General features: G+C 63.0%; 16 protein-coding genes and 1 pseudogene. 7 read left to right on the top strand and 10 right to left on the bottom strand.

Annotation, left to right across the window (positions count from 1 at the left end; genetic code table 11):
• Positions 1 to 118: 118 nt before the first annotated feature.
• Positions 119 to 394, bottom strand: a pseudogene (locus ACQZF9_RS09690) (integrase); the annotation flags it as partial.
• A gap of 299 nt (positions 395 to 693) precedes the next feature.
• On the opposite strand from ACQZF9_RS09690, the gene ACQZF9_RS09685 reads away from it, so the two are divergent.
• The 4 genes from ACQZF9_RS09685 (at position 694) to ACQZF9_RS09670 (ending at position 6,276) form a co-directional block, all read left to right on the top strand.
• Positions 694 to 3,105 carry a TonB-dependent receptor gene (locus ACQZF9_RS09685; RefSeq protein WP_428313028.1) on the top strand — a complete coding sequence of 804 codons (2,412 nt, stop codon included), beginning with the start codon at positions 694 to 696 and terminating at the stop codon, positions 3,103 to 3,105.
• 8 nt (positions 3,106 to 3,113) lie between these two features.
• Entirely contained in the window at positions 3,114 to 4,136 is a 1,023-nt protein-coding gene (locus ACQZF9_RS09680) for a DUF7064 domain-containing protein (protein WP_428313027.1), read from the top strand.
• Complete coding sequence (locus ACQZF9_RS09675) at positions 4,120 to 5,595, top strand: phosphotransferase (RefSeq protein WP_428313026.1); 1,476 nt, start codon at positions 4,120 to 4,122, stop codon at positions 5,593 to 5,595. The genes ACQZF9_RS09680 and ACQZF9_RS09675 overlap by 17 nt, the downstream gene beginning before the upstream one ends.
• 129 nt (positions 5,596 to 5,724) lie before the next feature.
• Positions 5,725 to 6,276 (top strand): TetR/AcrR family transcriptional regulator, encoded by a 552-nt coding sequence (locus tag ACQZF9_RS09670; RefSeq protein WP_428313025.1) that lies wholly within the window; start codon positions 5,725 to 5,727, stop codon positions 6,274 to 6,276.
• A 221-nt stretch (positions 6,277 to 6,497) separates the two neighbouring features.
• On the opposite strand, the gene ACQZF9_RS09665 is transcribed toward ACQZF9_RS09670, so the two are convergent.
• The 7 genes from ACQZF9_RS09665 to ACQZF9_RS09635 form a co-directional block, all read right to left on the bottom strand.
• On the bottom strand, positions 6,498 to 7,967 hold the full coding sequence (locus ACQZF9_RS09665; protein ID WP_428313024.1) for an OmpA family protein: 1,470 nt from the start codon (positions 7,965 to 7,967) through the stop codon (positions 6,498 to 6,500).
• Positions 7,968 to 8,012: 45 nt separating this feature from the next.
• Entirely contained in the window at positions 8,013 to 9,245 is a 1,233-nt protein-coding gene (locus tag ACQZF9_RS09660; RefSeq protein WP_428313023.1) for a hypothetical protein, read from the bottom strand.
• 7 nt (positions 9,246 to 9,252) lie between these two features.
• Positions 9,253 to 9,687, bottom strand: coding sequence for an ExbD/TolR family protein (locus tag ACQZF9_RS09655; RefSeq protein ID WP_428310398.1), 435 nt, complete (start codon positions 9,685 to 9,687; stop codon positions 9,253 to 9,255).
• Positions 9,688 to 9,815: 128 nt separating this feature from the next.
• Entirely contained in the window at positions 9,816 to 10,247 is a 432-nt protein-coding gene (locus ACQZF9_RS09650) for an ExbD/TolR family protein (RefSeq protein ID WP_428310399.1), read from the bottom strand.
• Positions 10,248 to 10,251: 4 nt separating this feature from the next.
• Positions 10,252 to 11,079, bottom strand: coding sequence for a MotA/TolQ/ExbB proton channel family protein (locus tag ACQZF9_RS09645; RefSeq protein ID WP_428313022.1), 828 nt, complete (start codon positions 11,077 to 11,079; stop codon positions 10,252 to 10,254).
• A gap of 25 nt (positions 11,080 to 11,104) precedes the next feature.
• Positions 11,105 to 11,719: an energy transducer TonB gene (locus tag ACQZF9_RS09640; RefSeq protein WP_428313021.1), complete on the bottom strand. Its 615-nt coding sequence runs from the start codon at positions 11,717 to 11,719 to the stop codon at positions 11,105 to 11,107.
• Between the two features lie 164 nt (positions 11,720 to 11,883).
• Positions 11,884 to 12,093: a hypothetical protein gene (locus ACQZF9_RS09635; protein WP_428313020.1), complete on the bottom strand. Its 210-nt coding sequence runs from the start codon at positions 12,091 to 12,093 to the stop codon at positions 11,884 to 11,886.
• Between the two features lie 285 nt (positions 12,094 to 12,378).
• Between ACQZF9_RS09635 and ACQZF9_RS09630 the strand changes: the two genes are divergently transcribed.
• Complete coding sequence (locus ACQZF9_RS09630; protein ID WP_428313019.1) at positions 12,379 to 13,971, top strand: phytoene desaturase family protein; 1,593 nt, start codon at positions 12,379 to 12,381, stop codon at positions 13,969 to 13,971.
• Positions 13,972 to 14,037: 66 nt separating this feature from the next.
• On the opposite strand, the gene ACQZF9_RS09625 is transcribed toward ACQZF9_RS09630, so the two are convergent.
• Positions 14,038 to 14,820, bottom strand: a complete 783-nt coding sequence (locus ACQZF9_RS09625) for a tyrosine-protein phosphatase (RefSeq protein WP_428313018.1) — start codon at positions 14,818 to 14,820, stop codon at positions 14,038 to 14,040.
• Between the two features lie 76 nt (positions 14,821 to 14,896).
• Positions 14,897 to 16,444 carry an AMP-binding protein gene (locus ACQZF9_RS09620; protein WP_428313017.1) on the bottom strand — a complete coding sequence of 516 codons (1,548 nt, stop codon included), beginning with the start codon at positions 16,442 to 16,444 and terminating at the stop codon, positions 14,897 to 14,899.
• Between the two features lie 123 nt (positions 16,445 to 16,567).
• On the opposite strand from ACQZF9_RS09620, the gene ACQZF9_RS09615 reads away from it, so the two are divergent.
• Together ACQZF9_RS09615 and ACQZF9_RS09610 are read left to right on the top strand one after the other, a co-directional pair.
• On the top strand, positions 16,568 to 17,368 hold the full coding sequence (locus ACQZF9_RS09615) for an enoyl-CoA hydratase/isomerase family protein (RefSeq protein ID WP_428313016.1): 801 nt from the start codon (positions 16,568 to 16,570) through the stop codon (positions 17,366 to 17,368).
• A gap of 6 nt (positions 17,369 to 17,374) precedes the next feature.
• Positions 17,375 to 18,145 (top strand): SDR family NAD(P)-dependent oxidoreductase, encoded by a 771-nt coding sequence (locus ACQZF9_RS09610; protein WP_428313015.1) that lies wholly within the window; start codon positions 17,375 to 17,377, stop codon positions 18,143 to 18,145.
• Positions 18,146 to 18,263 lie beyond the last annotated feature (118 nt).

Below are 18,263 nucleotides of genomic sequence, written 5' to 3'. Positions count from 1 at the left end.
GAAACTCAAGATTCTCGACGGGACGAACGTCCGCCTCGCGGCGCAAATTCCGTTGTCAGCTACTTCCGCTTCGGGCTGGACACCGACCTGCGCCCGTCCGGTGTCAAGCCACCGGACCTCATACCTCCGCCTGTTCAGCCATCTCTAGCGCATCGTCGAACACGATGCCGAGGTATCGCACGAAGCTGTCGAGCTTGGTGTGCCCGAGCAGTGGCTGTATGGCTCGAAGACTCTTGGTCCGTCGGTAGATCAGGGTCGGTTTCGTGCGACGCATCGTGTGTGTTCCGTACGCGCTTTCGTCGAGACCGATCTGACCCACCCGGGCTCCGACGGTCCTCGCGTACTGTCGAGTCGATAGATATGTCGACTCGGTTATGCGGTTTGGGGAGAGGAAACTGCCGAACAACGTACCGAGCTGCGGCGCGCGCCAGATCGATGGTGTGAGCGCTGGCGCACCTGAGGCCGTGCCCGACCCATCAGTGCGTCGTCGAGACTTGATGTCGTAAACCCATGCCGTATCGCCGTCACTGGCTGGTTCAGTTGCGAATTAATGGAACGCGACGCACAATATGTCTCACGTGTCGTAATTCATGTGATCAAGCCACGCAATCGTCCGATTGCCACAAGAAAGTCGGCCGGCTCCGGAACGAGTCAGGATCGCAATTGGACGCGCGAGCAAGCCTGGAGGAGAAAATGAAAAAAAGAATTCGCCGAGAGCTGACGGCCATCGCTCTGACCGTCGTTGCGTGGCCCGTGGCCGCTGAGGCCCTGGACAGCATTCCGGTGGTGCCCGACTCCGATGTGACTGGAGAGCCGGCACCCTCGGACGCGTCACTGAGCAGGTCCGAGGAGCGTGCTGGCTCGTCCAGCCGCCTGATTGAAGAAATCGTCGTGACGGCCCAGAAACGAGAGGAAAATCTTCAGGATGTTCCGATCTCGATCAGCGCATTCAGCTCGGACACGCTCGACGCGAAAGGCATTGTCGATTTAAAGGATCTAGCGAGGGCGACGCCAGGCCTGTCGATCACATCGACGGCGGGATATACGGTTACTTATCTGCGCGGCGTCGGCAGCGATGCGTTTCTGCTGGCCGATCCCAGCGTCGCGCTCTATGTCGACAACGTTTACTACCCTCTCGGGCAGGGACAGGCTCAGAACCTCGGGCTGGTCGAACGAGTTGAGGTTCTCAAGGGGCCGCAAGGTACCCTGTTCGGGCGCAATGCGGTCGGCGGAGCGATCAACGTCGTCCTGAAGAAGCCGGACTTCCAGCAGACCGAGGTTTCGCTGCAATCGACCTTTGGCCGGTTCGACACCGCGCAGGAGCGCGCCTACGTCAGCGTACCGCTCTCCGACACCCTCGCCTTCAGCGTGGGCGGGACCTACGACAGTGCCGAGAACTATATTGACGGCGAGATCGGAACGCCCAGAAGGCCGCTGCCTCGCGAAACGGCCAAGGGCGCACGCGCCGCAGTGCGCTGGGCACCGGCCGAGGTCGTCGAACTCAACCTGAGTGCTCTCAGAACACAATCCTCGGGCGTCTCCACACTGTTTGCGGTCAACACCGATCCGGCGCCTCTGTTCAGTGCGGTGATCCAGCCGCAGGACCCCTATCACGGCGCGGTGGACTCGGTGCCCCGCTCGGATGTCAAGAACACGGTCTACTCCGGAAACCTTCAGTTCAATCTCGATCCCTTCGACATCAAGCTCCTGGGCAGCGACCAGAACGCGGCTGCCAACGTAGCCACGGAGTTCGACGGCTCTCAAGTACCGCTCGTGTATTTCGAGGCGTCGCCGATCTTCTCGGATGTGCAGACCGCCGAGGTGCAGCTCATCTCGAACTCGACTTCCTGGGGATCGGACTGGCTGAACTATGTCGCCGGCTCCTACTACTTCAAGGGGCGGCAAGGCTTCGATCCGGTGTACCTGACCGTGGCCGGCCTGGATCTCGGTGCCGGCACCGTTCTGGGAGTGCCGATTCCCGCCGGGCTCTACGATCCGCTGCAACAAGTGCTGGGAGGCCTTCCCGGCATTCCCAACGGCAACGTCGAGTTGGTGGGCCTGACCAACGTCGAGTCGCTGGCGTACTACTTGCAGGCCACCGCCGCGTTGACGGATCGATTCTCGGTCACTCTCGGCGGTCGCTATCAGGACGAGAAACGCACGCTGGTGGAATCCACTGCGGCGCTGTCCAACCTCGACGGTTCGCAAACCCGGATTCAGAGCTATGGCTCCGATGCCCAAAGCGCTCCGATCGGCGGTGACGTACCCGGTGGGAACAGCCGTTCCACCAAGGGGTTCAAGCCCAAGGTGACGCTGGACTACCATCTCGGCGACGACAGCCTGCTTTACGCCTCGTGGCAGCAAGCGGTGAAGAGCGCGGCGGTCAACGTCATCAATATCTACACCGTGCCTTCCTTCATCAAGCCCGAGGAGATCTCGGCCTATGAAGTCGGCGTGAAGTCCAAGCTGTTCGACGGTCTGATGACCGTGTCGTCGGCGATTTTCCAGTACGACATCGACAATCTGCAGGTTCAGTTCGTTTCGCTGTTGAACGGCGGAGCTGTCAGCTTCGAAAACGCCAAGGCTGCCCGCATCCGCGGCATCGACTTCGACACGACGACCCAGCTGCTTCCCAACCTGACCGATGGCCTGGTCATGACGCTGGGAGGCGCTTTCCTGCAGGCCGAATACACGGACTATCAAAACGCGGCGGGCTTCAATTCGCAAACCCGCCTGTTCTCCAGGAACAACGATTACACCGGCAATCAGATCGCAAGAACGCCTCGCTTCTCCGGGACCGTCGGCCTGAGCCAGACCTTCTCTATTCCAACGGGCAGCCTCGAGATCGGCGGCGATTACTACTACAACTCCGGCTTCCACTACCTCGCTCAGGAAGACAGTTTCACCAAGGAGGGCGCCTACGGACTGCTGGGCTTGCGAGCCAGCTACCTGCATGAAAGGTCCAACGTCAGGGTCACGGTATTCGGCACCAACCTCACCAACACTCGCTACAACTACAGCCGTTTCACGCTGGATTTCGGAACAACGGATGCGGCGGCACCGCCGGCCTTCTACGGCATCCGCCTCAACTGGGATCTCAAATAGGAGCCGCCATGGCAAACGATACCCAGCAGCCTTTTTATCTGGTCCGTAACGACGCACTCGCCGACAGCGCGCCGGCAGACGACTATCTTCATCCGGAGCGCAATCGGCTGGTTACGGATCCGACCTCGACCGAGACACAGTACTTCGGCTTCTACGTCCCCGAGGAACGGATCACTGCATTCGGCTACATCTGGCATCACGTCAATCTCAAGACGCTCACCGGCGGCATCATTGTCTGGCAGGGCGACAAGCGTTACATGCTGGCGTCAGAGATCTGCGACTACCGCGAGTTCATGACCGATGCCGCGCTGCATCAGGATCTCGCCGAGTACCGGCTGGAAAACGGCTATGGCATGAAAGTGCTGGAGCCGCTCAAGCAGCACCATATGACCTATACCGACGAGGCACGCCAGAACGCCATCGACGTGCGCTTCGAGGCACTCGCGCCGCCAGTGATGCTCGGCGACGGCAACCATTTCGAGCAGGCGATGCACGCGCGCGGCGAGCTGCTGTTGCGCGGCAAGCGCTATACCGTCGACAGCTTTCATATGCGCGACCGTTCGTGGGGCAAAGCCAGGCCCGAAGCCAATCTGCCCTTGCCGCCTTTCGGCTGGATCACCGCGGTATTCGGCGAGGATTTCAGCCTGGTTGCGACGGTGTTCGACGACCCGCGCGAAAATCCGGAAATCAAGGGCCAGTTCGCGTTGCCGCCGGACCGGCTGGTGACATCGGCCTGGGTGCGGCGTGCGGGGCGCGTCCAGAGAATCGTCGCCGCGCGCAAACGCGTCGAGCGTGATCCGGTCACGCTGCTGGCCAATCGCGTTGATGCCGAGCTGACTGCCGAGAACGGCGAGCGCATCAGGCTGAGCGGCACCCGCTTCAACTCGATGCCGTGGCGACCCTGGCCCAATCTTCAGAGCCTGGTCTGTGGCATGCGATGGGAGTGCGACGGGCGCATCGCCTACGGCGAGTACAACGACAATTTCTGGAACGACTATCTCGTAGAGGCCTCCAATGCAGCTCATCGGTAAACCGCTCTACTACAAGGTGGCGCTGAAGGCTCTGGAAGAAACCATCATCCCGGAGCTCCAGTCGCCGAGCGCCCTCGCCGCCGGGGCGTTCGTACTCGATGCAATACGAGCCGTTGCGCGGCGGGAAGACGAAGGCGGTTCGCTGCTGGAGCGTCGCAACCTCCAGGCGATGGACATTGCGGCGAGCCTGGAAGCGGCTTTGACGGCGCACGGCGTACCGCTTCCCGCTCGACCGACCGGCGCCCGCAGTGACGCGGTCGGTTTCGAGCCGCTCGCGGTCAGCAACGGTGAACTGACCCGTTGGCTCGCTGAGCTGGTCAACCTTTTCGCCCAGAGCGTGCCATTCAAGCTTCGCAATGCCGGGGATCTGGCGCTGCTGCGCCAGGCAGCGGAGTGGGAATGCCAGACCGGTAGCGATTTCGCGGCCGTCCCTGCACCGCCTGCCGGAAATGAAAGCACAGAGCCCCCGTTACGCGATGCGCTCACCGCTTTCATCCGCAGCGGTCATCACGACGCGGACGCCGTCACGATCACCCACCTGCAGCGGGCCGCCGGCGGCTTCGGCAAACAGACGTATCTGCTCGAAATCAAAGATGGGTCAGGTGCCCTGGAAAAGCTGGTCGTGCGAAAGGAAGATCCAGCGCCTATCTGCGACCATCCCTCGTTCGACCTCGAGCGGGAATTCCATCTGGTGAGTGCAGTAAACCGAAGCGGATACCGCGCACCGCTGCCGTTATGGTTCAGTCGAAAATCCCCGGGAATCGACGCGCCTTTCTATGTCATGAAAGCGCTCACCGGAAAGGCGGCCGGCTCTTTTCTGGAAGGGGCCAACCGCATACCCGAATCGCTAGCCCTGGAGTTTGCGGAGCTGCTCGCGAAGCTTCACCAGATACCGCTCGAAAGCCTGTCCGAGGTGATCGCCAGGTTTGAAGACCCCTCGGTGCTCACAGAGACCATCGCGCAGGGCTATCGCCGACACATCGCCTCTTGGCGAGACTACGTGCGCACGGCCCGTACGCTGCCGTCACCGCTGCTGGCTTATCTGTTCGACTGGCTTGAAACCCATGTTCCGGAGGACACCAGTCGGCCCGTACTGGTCCACGGCGACTACAGTATTCACAACATTCTGATCGACGATGACCACATCACCGGCGTTCTGGATTGGGAAGCTGCCATGTTCGGAGCCCCTGGCATCGATCTGGCTTACGTTCGCCTGGGCCTTGCAAAGCATATCGACTGGTCGACGTTCGTTGAGCACTATCGCCGGTGCGGCGGCAGGCACGTGGACGATGCGACCCTGGACTATCACCTCACCTTCCAGGCAGTGAAGATCATGGTCGCGATGATCCGGGCCCACTATCTGCTACACAGCGAGACGCTCACTGACATCCGCCTGACCATCTTCGAACTCGGGCTCGTGCCGCAGTTCATGAAGATGGCGCTAAGCACAACATCCTGAAAGGAGGACTTCCCGCTCCGCGCTGGCAGCGCGCCCCGATATACTGACGTCCGACACCCATGACGAGTAGCGGGAGCCCTTGAGCCTGTGGCACGGACACCGAAATCCATATCCGAAGAATCCTCGGACATGCAGCGGCTCATCGAAGCTGCGGTGAGATGCATCCAGAAGTACGGTGTCGATAAAACCTACATTGTCGACATCGCCAAGGAAGCAGGCCTGAGCCGCAGCACCGCATACCGGATATGCCGGAGCAGACAGGAAATACTGGAACGGGTTGCCCAGTCGCGAATTTCCGCAATGGAAATCACGCTCAGAGAAAAGATCAGGAAGTACAAGACGCTGGGTGACGCGCTCGTGCACGGAACCGTCGACACGGTGCGCCTCGCACGGCAGGATCTGGTCTTTATGTCTACGCTGCAGGCCACCGGCTATCAGGGATTCGAGCGCGTGCTGCTCGACCCTCGAAGTCACGTCATCGAGCAGCTTCACAACGTCTGGGGCGACCTCATTGCAACAGCGCGGTCGAAAGGCGAAATTCGGCAGCCGCTCTCGGATTCGGACGTATTCGAATTCATGCGCGCGATGCAGTTCATCCTGATATCCAAGGAGGACATGACCGAGAAAAAACAGTCCGAATTTCTTCGGAAGTTTATGGTCCCTGCGCTATCGGCCCGCTGAAGGCGATCGCCAGAGCCGCGGAAGTCATGTTGAACCTAGGGAACCTCTGATGAAGTCCTGCGCGGACGTACAGAACTTCATCAGAGGTTCCCTAGTAGCGCTTCACCCGCCCCTCACCAGGGCGGGCCCACGATGAGGTGTCTCTAGCGGCCATTGCCCCTCGCCGAGAGCAAACGGCCCCGAGACATGTCGGGGCCGGATGCACTATCTAAGTATCACTATCAGGGCGTGTGCGCCGGCATGCTGGATTCCATGCCCGGCGGGACCGCATACGGATCGGAGCCCGGCGCCGGGATCGCGGTGGCTTCGGACGGCGCCATCGGCGCGACCGTGGCTTGAGATGCACCAGCCGTGATCTTCAGCTCGACGCGACGGTTCAGCTCGCGGCCTTCGTCGGTTTCGTTGTCTGCCACCGGCTGGGTCTCGCCGTAGCCGGCCGAGGTGATGCGGCCCGGGTCGATGCCGCGCCCGACCAGGTATTCCATCACCGATTCGGCGCGCCGCTCGGAGAGCTTCTGGTTGTACGCATCGCTGCCCTTGGAGTCGGTATGCCCGCCGACTTCGACCTGCACGTCCGGAGCGGCCGTCAGGCCATCCGCGACGCCGTCGAGGATGGTCTTGGCGTTGACCGTCAGCGAGGCCTTGTCGAAGTCGAAGTTCACACCGCGCAACACGATCGTGTCACCGGCGGCGCAGCCCGACAGGTCGACGCGCTGCCCTGCTTCCGGCGGCTTGCACGGCGGCGGCAGCGGACAGCCCACGGCGTTGACCACGGTGCCCTGCGGCGTGCCCGGGCACTGGTCCTTGTCGTCGGTGACGCCGTCGCCATCGCTGTCGGCCGGCGCCACCACCGGCACCACGGCAACCGGCTCCACCACCGGCGGCGGCGGTGTCGGCGCGGACCCCAGCGGGATCAGCAGGCCGGCGGACAGCACCGGCTCGAGGAAGTCATTGCCCGCTCCGCGCACGTGCTTCTCGTCGGCCTGGTAACGCGCCTCCAGACGCAGGCTGCCGTCGTTGAGCCAGCGGAACGGGCCGACCAGGTAACCCAGGCCGACATCCCAGACCGTCGAATCCTGATCGCTGTTCGGTGTCGTGACGACGTCGGACTTGCCCTTGGCATAGCTGACGCCGGCACTGCCGAAGAAGCCGGTGAAGCGCTCCGACGGGAACACCAGCGCGGTGATGCCGCCGCCGGTGAGTTTCTCTTTGCCAGAGCCGGATTTGGCTTTGTACTGCTCGTACAGGCCCGAGATTTCCAGGTGAAAGCCCTGGGCGATCTGCTTGCCGATGATGAAACGCCCGCCGAGACCGTCGTCCGACTGACGATCACTGTCGGCAAAGGTGTAGTCGAACATCGGCGCGATGTAGAAGCGCTTGGCGATCGCGGTGCCCGGCTTGGTCATGTCCGGATAGGTTTCCGGATCCGGCGTCGGAGCCGGCGGCGGCGCTTCCGGCGCCGGCATTGCCTCTGCAACCGGCGCGGCGGCAGGGGCCGCGCCCGCGTCGACCGGCGCAGCGGCAGGTTCAGCGGCCGCCGCCGATTCAGCAACCGGTGCCGCGTCCATGCTCGCGACTGGATCAGCTGCCGGAACCGGCATCGGTTCGGACGTGGATTCCATTTGTGCCCACGCCGACGTCATCGTCATCGGCAGCGCCATTAGCGCCAGTGCCCAAGCCGTCTTCTTCATGTCCTCACTCTCCCTTTATGCCACTCGGAATAAATCGATCGCGTCTTATTTCGGCGCTGGAGCTTTCATTTGCACGGTCCAGAGTCTCGCAAGATCTCGGGATCCATCGGAGCCCTGAACGCCGGCGAAGTTTTTCTGCGCCTGGTCCTTCTTACCCGCCACCAGGTAGGCATAGCCCAGGTGCAGCTTGGCCTGGTCGAGCAGCTTGATGCCGCCTTTCTTGATGCCGGCCTCGATCAGCGGAATGCCCTTGTCGGCCTGGCCGTAACCGACGTAATTCAATCCGGTGCTCACCAGCGCATCGCCGGTGGGTTGTGCCGCAGCGGCCTTCTCGCCTTCAGCCAGTGTCGCCTTGTCTTCGGTGATTTTCTTGGTGACGAGTTCTTTCAGGCGCTGATGGCGGCTCGCATCGGGCCCGGCACCGAGCAGCTTGGCCGCGTAGCCTGCATCGACGAAGGTTTGTGCCTCACCGGGATAACCGGCCTGCAGCGCGAGCTGCGCGGCCTCCATGTAGTCGTTGGCCTTGTCCATCGTGCCGGTGGCCTTGCGCAGACGATAGACATCCAGATCGAGCCGATCGGAGAAGCCCGGCTTGCCGGCGGTGCGCAGGATCAGATCCAGCCAGTAGTCTTTCTTCGGCGTGTAGACGACGATCTTCTCGAGCGCGGCGGTGTAGCCGATCATGTCGTTCTGCTTCAGCGAGCAGCTCGCCAGCAACTGCAGCTGCGTATCGGTCGGGCGCTTGCCCGCCGCTTCAAGTGCCGTGATCTGGCTGCTGAGTTCGGAACCCGCTTCCTTGTATTTTCCACCCAGGTATAGCGATTGGGCATACAGGTTCAGCAGCTCGGGGTTGTTGCCGCCGGCGGCCCGGTACTTCTGGATGCCATCGGCGGTCTTGGCGTAGTCCTTGGAGGCGTACGCGAGCTTGACGTAGGTCTCCAGCGTCGGCAGCTTTTCGGCGGCCGGCAGTTGCGGCGACGCCAGCACCTGCTCGTAGGCGACCAGCGCGCCCTTGTAGTCGTTGGCGCCGATCGCCGCCGCCGACTTGAGGCGCGCGACGATGTAGCTCTCGTACGGCGTGAGCTTGCCCACGGCTTCGGCCGCGGCGATCTGGGTTTTGGCTTCAGCGTAGTTCTTTGCTTGAAGCGCCGTCTGCGCGGCCTGCAAGGGCTTGCCGATCTCCGGACGCAGCGTCAGCTTCTCTGCAGAAAAAGTCTGGACGGAGAAAAAAGGGAGGGAAAAGACCGCCAGACATAAAAGGATGCGTCGTGCTTTCATCGCTCACTCACTGCATGAATTGTTCGTTACCGACGAGACCGATCTTGGTCACGCCGTGACGCTGCGCCGATGCGAGGACCGCGGCGACGTACTTGTACTCGACCAGCTTGTTCGGGCGGATATGGAATTCGCTCTGGTTCTCGCCGGCCTCGCCTTCACGGCGGAAGTTCGCGTCCAGCGTGCCGCGGTCCATCGGCGTGCCGTTCCACAGCACCGTGCCGTCGAAGTCGATCTCCAGGTCCACTGCCGGTGGCGGCGGGGCGTCGCTGGCCGGCGGGTTCGCGCTGGGCATATCCAGCTTCACCGCGTGCGTCTGGATCGGGATCGTGATGATCAGCATCACCAGCAGCACCAGCATCACGTCGATCAGCGGCGTGGTGTTGACGTCGACCACGACTTCCGGATCACCGGAGCCGCTGCCGCTTCCTAGGTTCATTCCCATCGTTGCCGCTCCATTTGTTGGCTTCAACCTGTCATTCCCGCGAAGGCGGGAATCCAGTGGGCAGAGAGCCGCGCCTTATCGTCTCTGGATTCCCGCCTTCGCGGGAATGACGGGGGTTCGTGTTGGCTTCAGCCTCGCGGCGGCGGTTCGGTGATGAAGCCGATCTTGGCGATGCCCGCTCGCTGGCAGGTGACCATCACCGTGCCGATCGCCTGGTAGCGCGCGGTCTGGTCGCCGCGGATGTGCACTTCCGGCTGCGGCACTTTCACCGCCTCGACCTTGAGCTTCTCCAGCAAGGTGTTCACGTCCGGGATCGCCTGCGTGTTCCAGTACATGTTCCCTTCCTTGTCCACCACGATGGTGATGTTCTCGGGCTTGGTCTGCAGCGCCTGGTTGCGTTCGTTCGGCAGTTTCACCGGGATCGTCTGCGTCACCACCGGGATCGTGATCAGGAAGATGATCAGCAGCACCAGCATCACGTCCACCAGCGGCGTGGTGTTGATCGCGGAGACGACTTCGTCTTCGTCTCCCGATCCTTCACTGCCGATGTTCATGCCCATCGGATCAGGCCTTGTCGCCGACGCGCGAGCCCGACAGCAGCACGCTGTGCAGGTCGGCGCTGAAGGCGCGGACCGCTTCCATGCCGGCCTTGTTGCGGCGCACCAGCCAGTTGTAGCCCATGACCGCCGGGACGGCGACCGCCAGACCGATGGCGGTCATGATCAGCGCTTCGCCGACCGGACCGGCGACCTTGTCGATGCTCGCCTGGCCGCTGATGCCGATCGCGGTCAGCGCGTGGTAGATGCCCCAGACCGTGCCGAACAGGCCGACGAAGGGAGCCGTCGAGCCCACGGTGGCGAGCACCGCGAGACCGCCCTGCAGGCGCGACTGGATTTCGTCGACCGCGCGATTGATGCTCATCGTCACCCAGCTGCTCAGGTCGATCTGCTCGACCAGCGTGCCTTCGTGGTGGTTCTGTGCGGAGACGCCACGGTCGGCGATGTACCAGAACGGGCTGCCGGCGGCGAGCGAATTGACACCGTCGGGCACCGAGCGGGCTTTCCAGAACGTCGCGTTGGCGGCTTTCGCCTGGCCCATCAGCTTGGTCTGGTCGATGAACTTGACGATCATGATGTACCAGGTCGCACCCGACATGATCAGCATCGAGATCAGCACGAAGCGCGCGACGAAGTCGCCCTGCTTCCACAGCGCGCCGATGCCGTAGGGGTTTTCGACACTCTCGGTTTTCGCTTCGGCCAGCGGCGCTTCGGCCGGGGCGGCGGCTTCCGTTGTCGGCGCGGCAGGCGCCGGATCCTGTGCCACCACGTTGTTCGACAGCACCAGCAGAGCGGCTCCGCTCAGTACGTTCAGCAACTGCTTGAAAAAACCCATCGCTCTGCTCCTCGGTTTCTGTTGATCACTTCTGCTTGCGGAATGTGTACTTCAGCTGCGCCCAGGCCGGCGACGGCTTGCCGTCAACCGAGCCGGGCTCGAACTTGCAACGCGACAGCGCCGCCTGTGCCGCCTTGTCCAGACGCTCGAAACCACTCGAGGTCTGCACCTTGCTGTCGGTGACCTTGCCGTCGATGCCAACCAGCAGTTGCAAGGTCACCGAACCGGTTTCACCGAGACGCTCAGAGACGGCGGGATAGTCCGGCTCGCGGCATAGCTTGGCCTTCACTACCGGCGCCCTGGTCACGCCGGTCGCCGGCTTCGGCGGCGCAGGCGGCGCCGGTTTGTTCGACGCGGTGATGGTGTTGGTCGGCGCCGGTGCCGAGGCGATGTTGATTTCCGGCGGCGGTACGAACGGCGGCGGCGGAATGTCGAGCTTCGGCGGCGGCGGTGGCGGTGGCGGCGCTTCGTCCGTCTTCACTTCGTCCAGAATCTTGGTCTCGATCGGTGCCGGCAACAGCTCGATCGCCTTGCGGGCGAGACCGTTGACCAGGCCGTATACCAGCAGGATGTGAAAGATCACAACGCCGCTGATACCGATCACGCGCTTCTTCGGATCTTGGCGTTTGCCAAATTCCATCTCGAATCTCCTCCTTGATCCCGCTCAAGAAATCCGAGTGGGCTCACGGCTATGTCTATTGATTTTATGATCGATCCGGTTCGTCACATCGTGCGCATACGTACCGTTTGCTTCTAAACCATTATCGGTTTACTTGCGTACGAATACAACCACTCACGCCAGACTCAACGCGAGCCCTTGAATAGCATGAGAAAAGCACAGAACATCGTCTTCAAGGACATCAGCCCCAGTGCCTTTCGCACCTCGACCGGCTTGACGATCGCCCTGATCGGCATCGCGCCCATGATGGTTCCTTCCACGATCAGCGTGCCATTAAGGTGATAGATTTTGCTGATCTCCATCAGGTCAGAATTGTCACTGGCATAAAGCTTCATGTCGTTAGTTTCTCGCTGGAAAGGCAAGCATTAAAGGAGAGCGCGTCCGCCGTTTGGGTTGACGTCGCCCGCAGATGCAACTGATGCGCGATGTTGCAACGCAAAATGGAAATGGCCGTCACAGCTGAAGCGCATTTCGATATCGGCGGCTAAGTCTTATCGAGAGCAGGCAGATTGGTATGCTAATGTACTGTTCGCGGATAAACCAATCAATCTATTTGCATGCAGGCATCCCGCGGGGGTGCCTGCAACAGCCCCACTCGCTTGGGGAGAGGACAAATTTACATGAGCAAGCCATACGATATCGTCGTGGTCGGCGGCGGATCGAATTCGTTGACGGCGGCTGCCTACATGGCAAAAGCCGGCAAGAGCGTGCTGGTACTGGAGAAAAATTCGCGTTGCGGTGGCGGCGTGGTGTCGGTGGAAGTCGCGCCCGGATTCATCCACGACACGCATGCCACGGGCCTAATGACCTGCATGGTCAATCCGGCGCTGTCGAAAGACGAACTCGGCCTGAAATCCAAGTTCGGTCTGAAGTTCAAGGAGTGGGATGCGGCATTCACCACGCTGTTCGATGACGGCTCGGTGCTGGCCACCACGCAGGACGTCGACCGCACCGCGCAATCGATTGCGAAGTTCTCGGCCAAGGATGCCGAAACCTATCGCGAGCTGGGCCGTCGCTGCGTCAAGCTCGGGCCGCTGCTGAACGCTGGCGCCGCAACGCCGCCGATGCCGTTCTCCCGTTTCATGGGCCTGCTCGACGGCAACGACATCGGCTCCGAACTGGCCACGGGCCTGTTCAACAGCGCCTACGACGTGATCTGCCGCTATTTCGAATCCACCGAGGTGCGGCTGCACTATCTGAAGTGGATCGGCGAGGCGATGGAGAACCCCGAGTCCAACGGCACCGGCGTGCTGGTCTACAACCTGCTGGCGCTGGTACACGGCTCTGGCCCTTACGCGGTGGTCGGCGGCTCGCAGAAGCTGTCGGATTCACTGGTGCAATGCATCGAGCATCATGGCGGCACCGTGCGTACGCACACCGAGGTGGTCAAGCTGCAGATTTCCGGTGGCCGAGCCCATGGCGTGGTGCTGAAAGACGGTGAAACCATCGCCGCCAAGGACGCAGTGCTGGCCTGTATTCATCCCTGGAATCTGAAGAAGTTCATCCCCGAGATCGACGACCGCGTGGCCGCCGATGCGCGTGCGACCAAGCTCAGCAATCACGGTGCGGTCAACCAGCAGATTTCACTGTCACGCGAGCCGATCTTCATCGGCGGCAATCCCGACATCCTGCGTAACAGCATGGTCGTGGAATACATGCCGCGCGGCGATTTCCTCGGCATGCGCAAGATCTACGACGGCTATCGCTACGGCGAGATTCCCTACGGCCATTTCAACCCGCTGTCGATCATCAACTCGTTCATCGACAAGACCCGCGTCCCGACGCCGGACCAGTGCGCGCTGTACCTGTACCACTTCGCCCCGATGCATCTGGCCGAAGGCGGCATCGACGCCTGGGACGAGCGCAAGCAGGAGTACGGCGACCTGGTATGGGAGTCGTTCAGGAAATACACGACGAACATCGACAACAGCTGCATCAAGGGCCGCCTGATCGAAACACCGCTCGATCATCACCGCCATTCCGCCAGCATGATGCAGGGCGACATCTTTGGCATCGGCACCGCGGGCGGCCAGATCCTCGGCAGGCGGCCGACGCCGGCACTCGCCAACTACCGCGTGCCGAACATCGGCGGCCTGTATCTGACTGGCCCGTTCATGCACCCGGGCGGCACCGTTACGCTGGGCGGACGCCCGACTGCGATGGTGATGTACCAGGACATGGGCATCGATCTGAGCGTCGGTTTCGAAATCTGATCCAGCCCTCGTCGAGCAGGACGTGATCCGCCCGACGAGGTCAGACGCCGGAAAAGGATTACCGATCTACGCTTGCAGCAGCCTGCCCTGCAGCTGCTCGCGGCGCGTCTGCGTCAGGCCGGCGTGTTGCTCCAGATACGCATCGACTCCGCGATGTTCGCGCTCGATGCAGGCGAACACCTCGTCCAGATATTCCATCCGCACCCGAAACGCGTCGACGCTCGCCGGCAGCGGCCCCTCGCCGGCTTGCAGAATCGCGGCGATTCGCGCCCGGCCGAAGTGCCGGTCGCTGAGCATGTAGTCGGCCTCGATAGTCTGCCGCGCCACGCCGAGCGCGTGCAGGATCATCGCGCAGACGAAACCGGTGCGATCCTTGCCAGCCGCGCAGTGAATCAACAACGGTCCGCGCTCGTTGAGCAGATGGTCGAACAGCGAACGCAGGGTCGCAGCGAACGCCCGCGGAAAGCCGCGATAGGTGCCGATCATGTAGGCGCGCGCCTGCTCGTGGGTCTCGTCAGGACGCCGCAACAGCGCGCGACGGATGTCGGCCGCACCGGGATCGCGATCATCGTCGGCGGTCAGCAGCGTCGCGCCGTTGCCCGCGGGCAGGCGATTGGGCGCGCGCTGGCGCTCGCCCGGCGAACGCAGATCGCAGATCAGTTCGATACCCAGGCTGTGCAGCACCTCGAGATCCGGATCGCCGAGGCGATCCAGCGCCTCGCAGCGATAGATGACGCCGCTGCGGACACGACGGCCATCGACGGCGCGCAGCCCGCCCAGATCGCGGAAATTGGGTGCCGCCGTCAGTTTCGGCCCGATCCGCGTTCTCGCTTCGTCATCGGCTGTCATGTGCTATCCGGGTTGCGGAGCGGGGACGCATTGTGGACGTCAGTCGGTTGCAGAAAAGCGTAAGCCGTCGACATCATCAAATCCGCGTGCCGCGATCTTTCCAGTACCGGTCTTTCACCAGCCGCTTGACCAGCTTGCCGGCCTCGTTGCGCGGCAGTTCGTCGACGAAATCCACGGAACGCGGGCACTTGACGGCCGACAGGCGCGCGCGGCACCAGGCGATGATGTCGGCCTCCAGCAGCGCCGCATCGATCACCGTCTCGCGCGCCTGGACCACCGCCTTCACCTCTTCGCCAAACTCCGCGTGCGGCACGCCGATCACCGCGACATCGGCGATCGCCGGGTGCGAATACAGCAGGTTCTCGGCCTCCTGCGGATAGATGTTCACGCCGCCGGAAATGATCATGTGCGACTGCCGGTCGGTCAGATACAGATAGCCGTCTTCGTCGAGATAACCGACATCGCCCAAAGACGCCCAACCGTCGTCGGTGTAAGCCTGGCGGGTCTTTTCGGGATCCTCGTGATACTCGAAGCGATGGCCGTTGCGCATGTAGATCGCGCCCGGCACGCGCGGCGGCAACACGGCGCCCTGCTCGTCCTGGATGCGGATCGAGGCACCGGCGAACGCGCGCCCGACCGAGCCCCGGTGCAGCAGCCACTCCTGAGAGCCGATCAGCGTATGCCCGACGGCCTCGGTGCCGCTGTACATCTCCTCGATCACCGGCCCCCACCATTCGATCATCTGCTCCTTGACCGCGATCGGGCATGGCGCCGCCAGATGAATCGCACAGCGCATCGACGAAACGTCGCAGGCGGCGCGCACCGGCTCCGGCAGCTTGAGCATGCGGATGAACATCGTCGGCACGAACACGCCGTGTGTGGCGCGGTAGCGCGGTATGGCCTGCAGCGTGGCCTGCGCGTCGAACTTGCCGAACGCGACCACGGTGCCACCCATGCGCTGCACGCTGAGCATGAAACGCCCGGGCGCCGCGTGGTAGAACGGCCCTGGATTGACCATCACCGTATCGGGCGACAAGCCGTAGCGCTCGACCAGCATCGCCAGCCGGCGCGGTGCAATTTCCGGCGGCTCGTCCGGCAAGGCGGTGCGCACACCTTTGGGCCGCCCGGTCGTGCCCGACGAATACAGCATCGACGGACCGCGCCGGCGATCGGCCAGGGCCAGCGGCGGATGCTGTGCCAGCAGCGTCTCGTAGGAATCGAAGCCCGGCCGCACGCCGTCGAGCATCAGGCAGCGCAGATCGTCGCGACACCGCGACACGACCGCGGCCGCGGTGGCCGCCAGCGCGGCCGAGCTGATCAGCAGCTTGGCGCCGCTGTTGCCGACGATGTACGCGGCATCCTCAACGCTGGACTGGCTGGCGACGCAGGCGTAAGTGATGCCGGAATTCTTCGCCGCCCAGCACAGCTCCGGGTAGCGGATATGGTTCTCGACGAAGATCGCAATCGTGTCGCCCTGCTCAACCCCAAGGGCCAGAAACAGCTGCGCCGCGCGGTCCGCATTCTCGACCAGCTGGGCATAGCTGATCGACTGATCGCGGTCGGCAAGGATCAACGCTGGCCGCTGCGGGTATCGCAGCGCATGCTGCCGTGGATGGGCATTCATCGTTTCATCTCCTGCCTCAAGGCATGATCGGGCATGTTACCGGTGGCACACGCGGCGAAGTTGCCACAGCGACATCGTAAGCAAGCATTCCAATACAATGGCGCCAGGTCAACGGAGACGAACTTGAACGACACGGTGCTGGTGCAGGAGCAGGACGGCATTCTGGACGTGGTGCTGAATCGCCCGCAGAAGTACAACGCGATTTCCGACGACATGCTGGAGATCCTGCGCGCGGCGATCGACCGCTTCGGCGCGCGCCGCGACCTGCGCGTGATGCTGATCCGCGCCGCGGGCAAGTATTTCACCGCCGGCATGGACGTGAATCCGGATATTTCACCGAGCGTCGCCGGCAGCACGCTCGACGGCCGCCATTGGTATCGGACCAAGTTCCACCGCATGTTCGACGAACTCGAATCCATCGAGAAGCCGATCGTCGTCGCGCATCAGGGCCCTTGCCTGGGCGGCGGCCTGGAGATGTCGCTGTCCTGCGACTTCCGGCTGGCCGCTGCGAGCGCCACGTACAGCCTGCCCGAAATTAATATCGGTGCCCTGCCCGGCTCCGGCGGCATCAGCCGCCTGACGCGGATCGCCGGGCCGCATTGGGCGCGCTGGCTGGTGATGGCCGGCGAGAGCGTCGACGCCGCGCAGGCGCTGAACATGGGCATTGTCCACGCGATCTATCCGGACGAGGAGTTCGAGAGCCGCGTGCGCACGTTCTGCGTCAAGCTCGCCCAGCAGCCCTACGAGCTGCTGGGGCTGGCGAAGCTGTCGATCGAACTGGCGGCCGACCTGGACCGCACGCAGGCGCGCAATGTCGAGCGCATCAGCAACAGCATCCTGTTCACCGGTGCAGAACACAAGGCGCTGCTGCAGGCGTTTCTCGACCGGCAGGCGGCCAAGCGCAAAACCCGCGATGGTGGATAAGCCGCGATGACCGCACCATCGCCATTCCGGCTCGACGGCAAGGTCGCCGTCATCACCGGCTCAACGCGCGGTATCGGCCTGGCCACCGCAAGGCTGATGGCGCAGGCCGGCGCCCGGCTGGTGATCTCCTCGCGCAAGGCCGATCGCTGCGCCGAGATCTGCGCGCAGCTGCAGGCTGAGGGCGCGGAGGCGATCGCGGTTGCCTGTCACGTCGCGCGCGAGGAAGACCGCGTGAAGCTGATCGAAGAGACACTCGCTCGCTACGGCCGCGTCGACATTCTCGTCGCCAACGCCGCGATCAATCCCTCGTTCGATCCGCTGCTGGAGCTGTCGCCCGATGTCTGGCAGAAAGTGCTCGACACCAACCTCGGCGCGGTCTGGCACCTGGCCAGGCTGGTGTATCCGTCGATGAGCGCCAGCGGTGCCGGCACAATCGTGATGCTGTCGTCGATCGCCGGCACGCTCGGGGTGCCGAATTCGGGCATCTATGCGGTGTCGAAGGCGGCCGGCAATCATCTCGCGCGGCAGCTCGCGGTCGAATGGGGTCCGGCGGGCATTCGCGTCAACGTGGTCGCACCCGGCACCACGCGCACCGACATGATCCGCTCGCTGATGAGCCAAGCCGGCGCCGAACAGCAGGCCATCGAGAGCACCGCGCTGCGGCGCCTCGGCGAGCCGGAGGACGTCGCCGCCGCAGTGCTGTTCCTGGCATCGGACGCGGCGCGGCATGTCACCGGGCAGATCCTGGTGGTGGACGGCGGCCAGACGCTGAGTTGAGCGCCCTCAGCGACGAGCCGGTATGTGCGTGATCGCGCGCGCGGGGATATGGCAGGCCAGCAACAATCCCCGTGCTGCCAGTCGGCCGCTGAAGCGCAGATTCCTAGGCGGCAGCAGC

This window comes from Hydrocarboniphaga sp. (assembly GCF_965279055.1).
GTDB lineage: Bacteria > Pseudomonadota > Gammaproteobacteria > Nevskiales > Nevskiaceae > Hydrocarboniphaga.
Note: the sequence above shows the minus strand (reverse complement) of the source record. Positions and strands in the feature narration are given on the sequence as shown.

Bases quoted from the DNA above. Each gene is read 5' to 3' on its own strand.
- ACQZF9_RS09685 (WP_428313028.1), top strand. From the start codon at position 694: ATGAAAAAAAGAATTCGCCGAGAGCTGACGGCCATCGCTCTGACCGTC.
- ACQZF9_RS09680 (WP_428313027.1), top strand. From the start codon at position 3,114: ATGGCAAACGATACCCAGCAGCCTTTTTATCTGGTCCGTAACGACGCA.
- ACQZF9_RS09675 (WP_428313026.1), top strand. From the start codon at position 4,120: ATGCAGCTCATCGGTAAACCGCTCTACTACAAGGTGGCGCTGAAGGCT.
- ACQZF9_RS09670 (WP_428313025.1), top strand. From the start codon at position 5,725: ATGCAGCGGCTCATCGAAGCTGCGGTGAGATGCATCCAGAAGTACGGT.
- ACQZF9_RS09665 (WP_428313024.1), bottom strand. From the start codon at position 7,967: ATGAAGAAGACGGCTTGGGCACTGGCGCTAATGGCGCTGCCGATGACG.
- ACQZF9_RS09660 (WP_428313023.1), bottom strand. From the start codon at position 9,245: ATGAAAGCACGACGCATCCTTTTATGTCTGGCGGTCTTTTCCCTCCCT.
- ACQZF9_RS09655 (WP_428310398.1), bottom strand. From the start codon at position 9,687: ATGGGAATGAACCTAGGAAGCGGCAGCGGCTCCGGTGATCCGGAAGTC.
- ACQZF9_RS09650 (WP_428310399.1), bottom strand. From the start codon at position 10,247: ATGGGCATGAACATCGGCAGTGAAGGATCGGGAGACGAAGACGAAGTC.
- ACQZF9_RS09645 (WP_428313022.1), bottom strand. From the start codon at position 11,079: ATGGGTTTTTTCAAGCAGTTGCTGAACGTACTGAGCGGAGCCGCTCTG.
- ACQZF9_RS09640 (WP_428313021.1), bottom strand. From the start codon at position 11,719: ATGGAATTTGGCAAACGCCAAGATCCGAAGAAGCGCGTGATCGGTATC.
- ACQZF9_RS09635 (WP_428313020.1), bottom strand. From the start codon at position 12,093: ATGAAGCTTTATGCCAGTGACAATTCTGACCTGATGGAGATCAGCAAA.
- ACQZF9_RS09630 (WP_428313019.1), top strand. From the start codon at position 12,379: ATGAGCAAGCCATACGATATCGTCGTGGTCGGCGGCGGATCGAATTCG.
- ACQZF9_RS09625 (WP_428313018.1), bottom strand. From the start codon at position 14,820: ATGACAGCCGATGACGAAGCGAGAACGCGGATCGGGCCGAAACTGACG.
- ACQZF9_RS09620 (WP_428313017.1), bottom strand. From the start codon at position 16,444: ATGAATGCCCATCCACGGCAGCATGCGCTGCGATACCCGCAGCGGCCA.
- ACQZF9_RS09610 (WP_428313015.1), top strand. From the start codon at position 17,375: ATGACCGCACCATCGCCATTCCGGCTCGACGGCAAGGTCGCCGTCATC.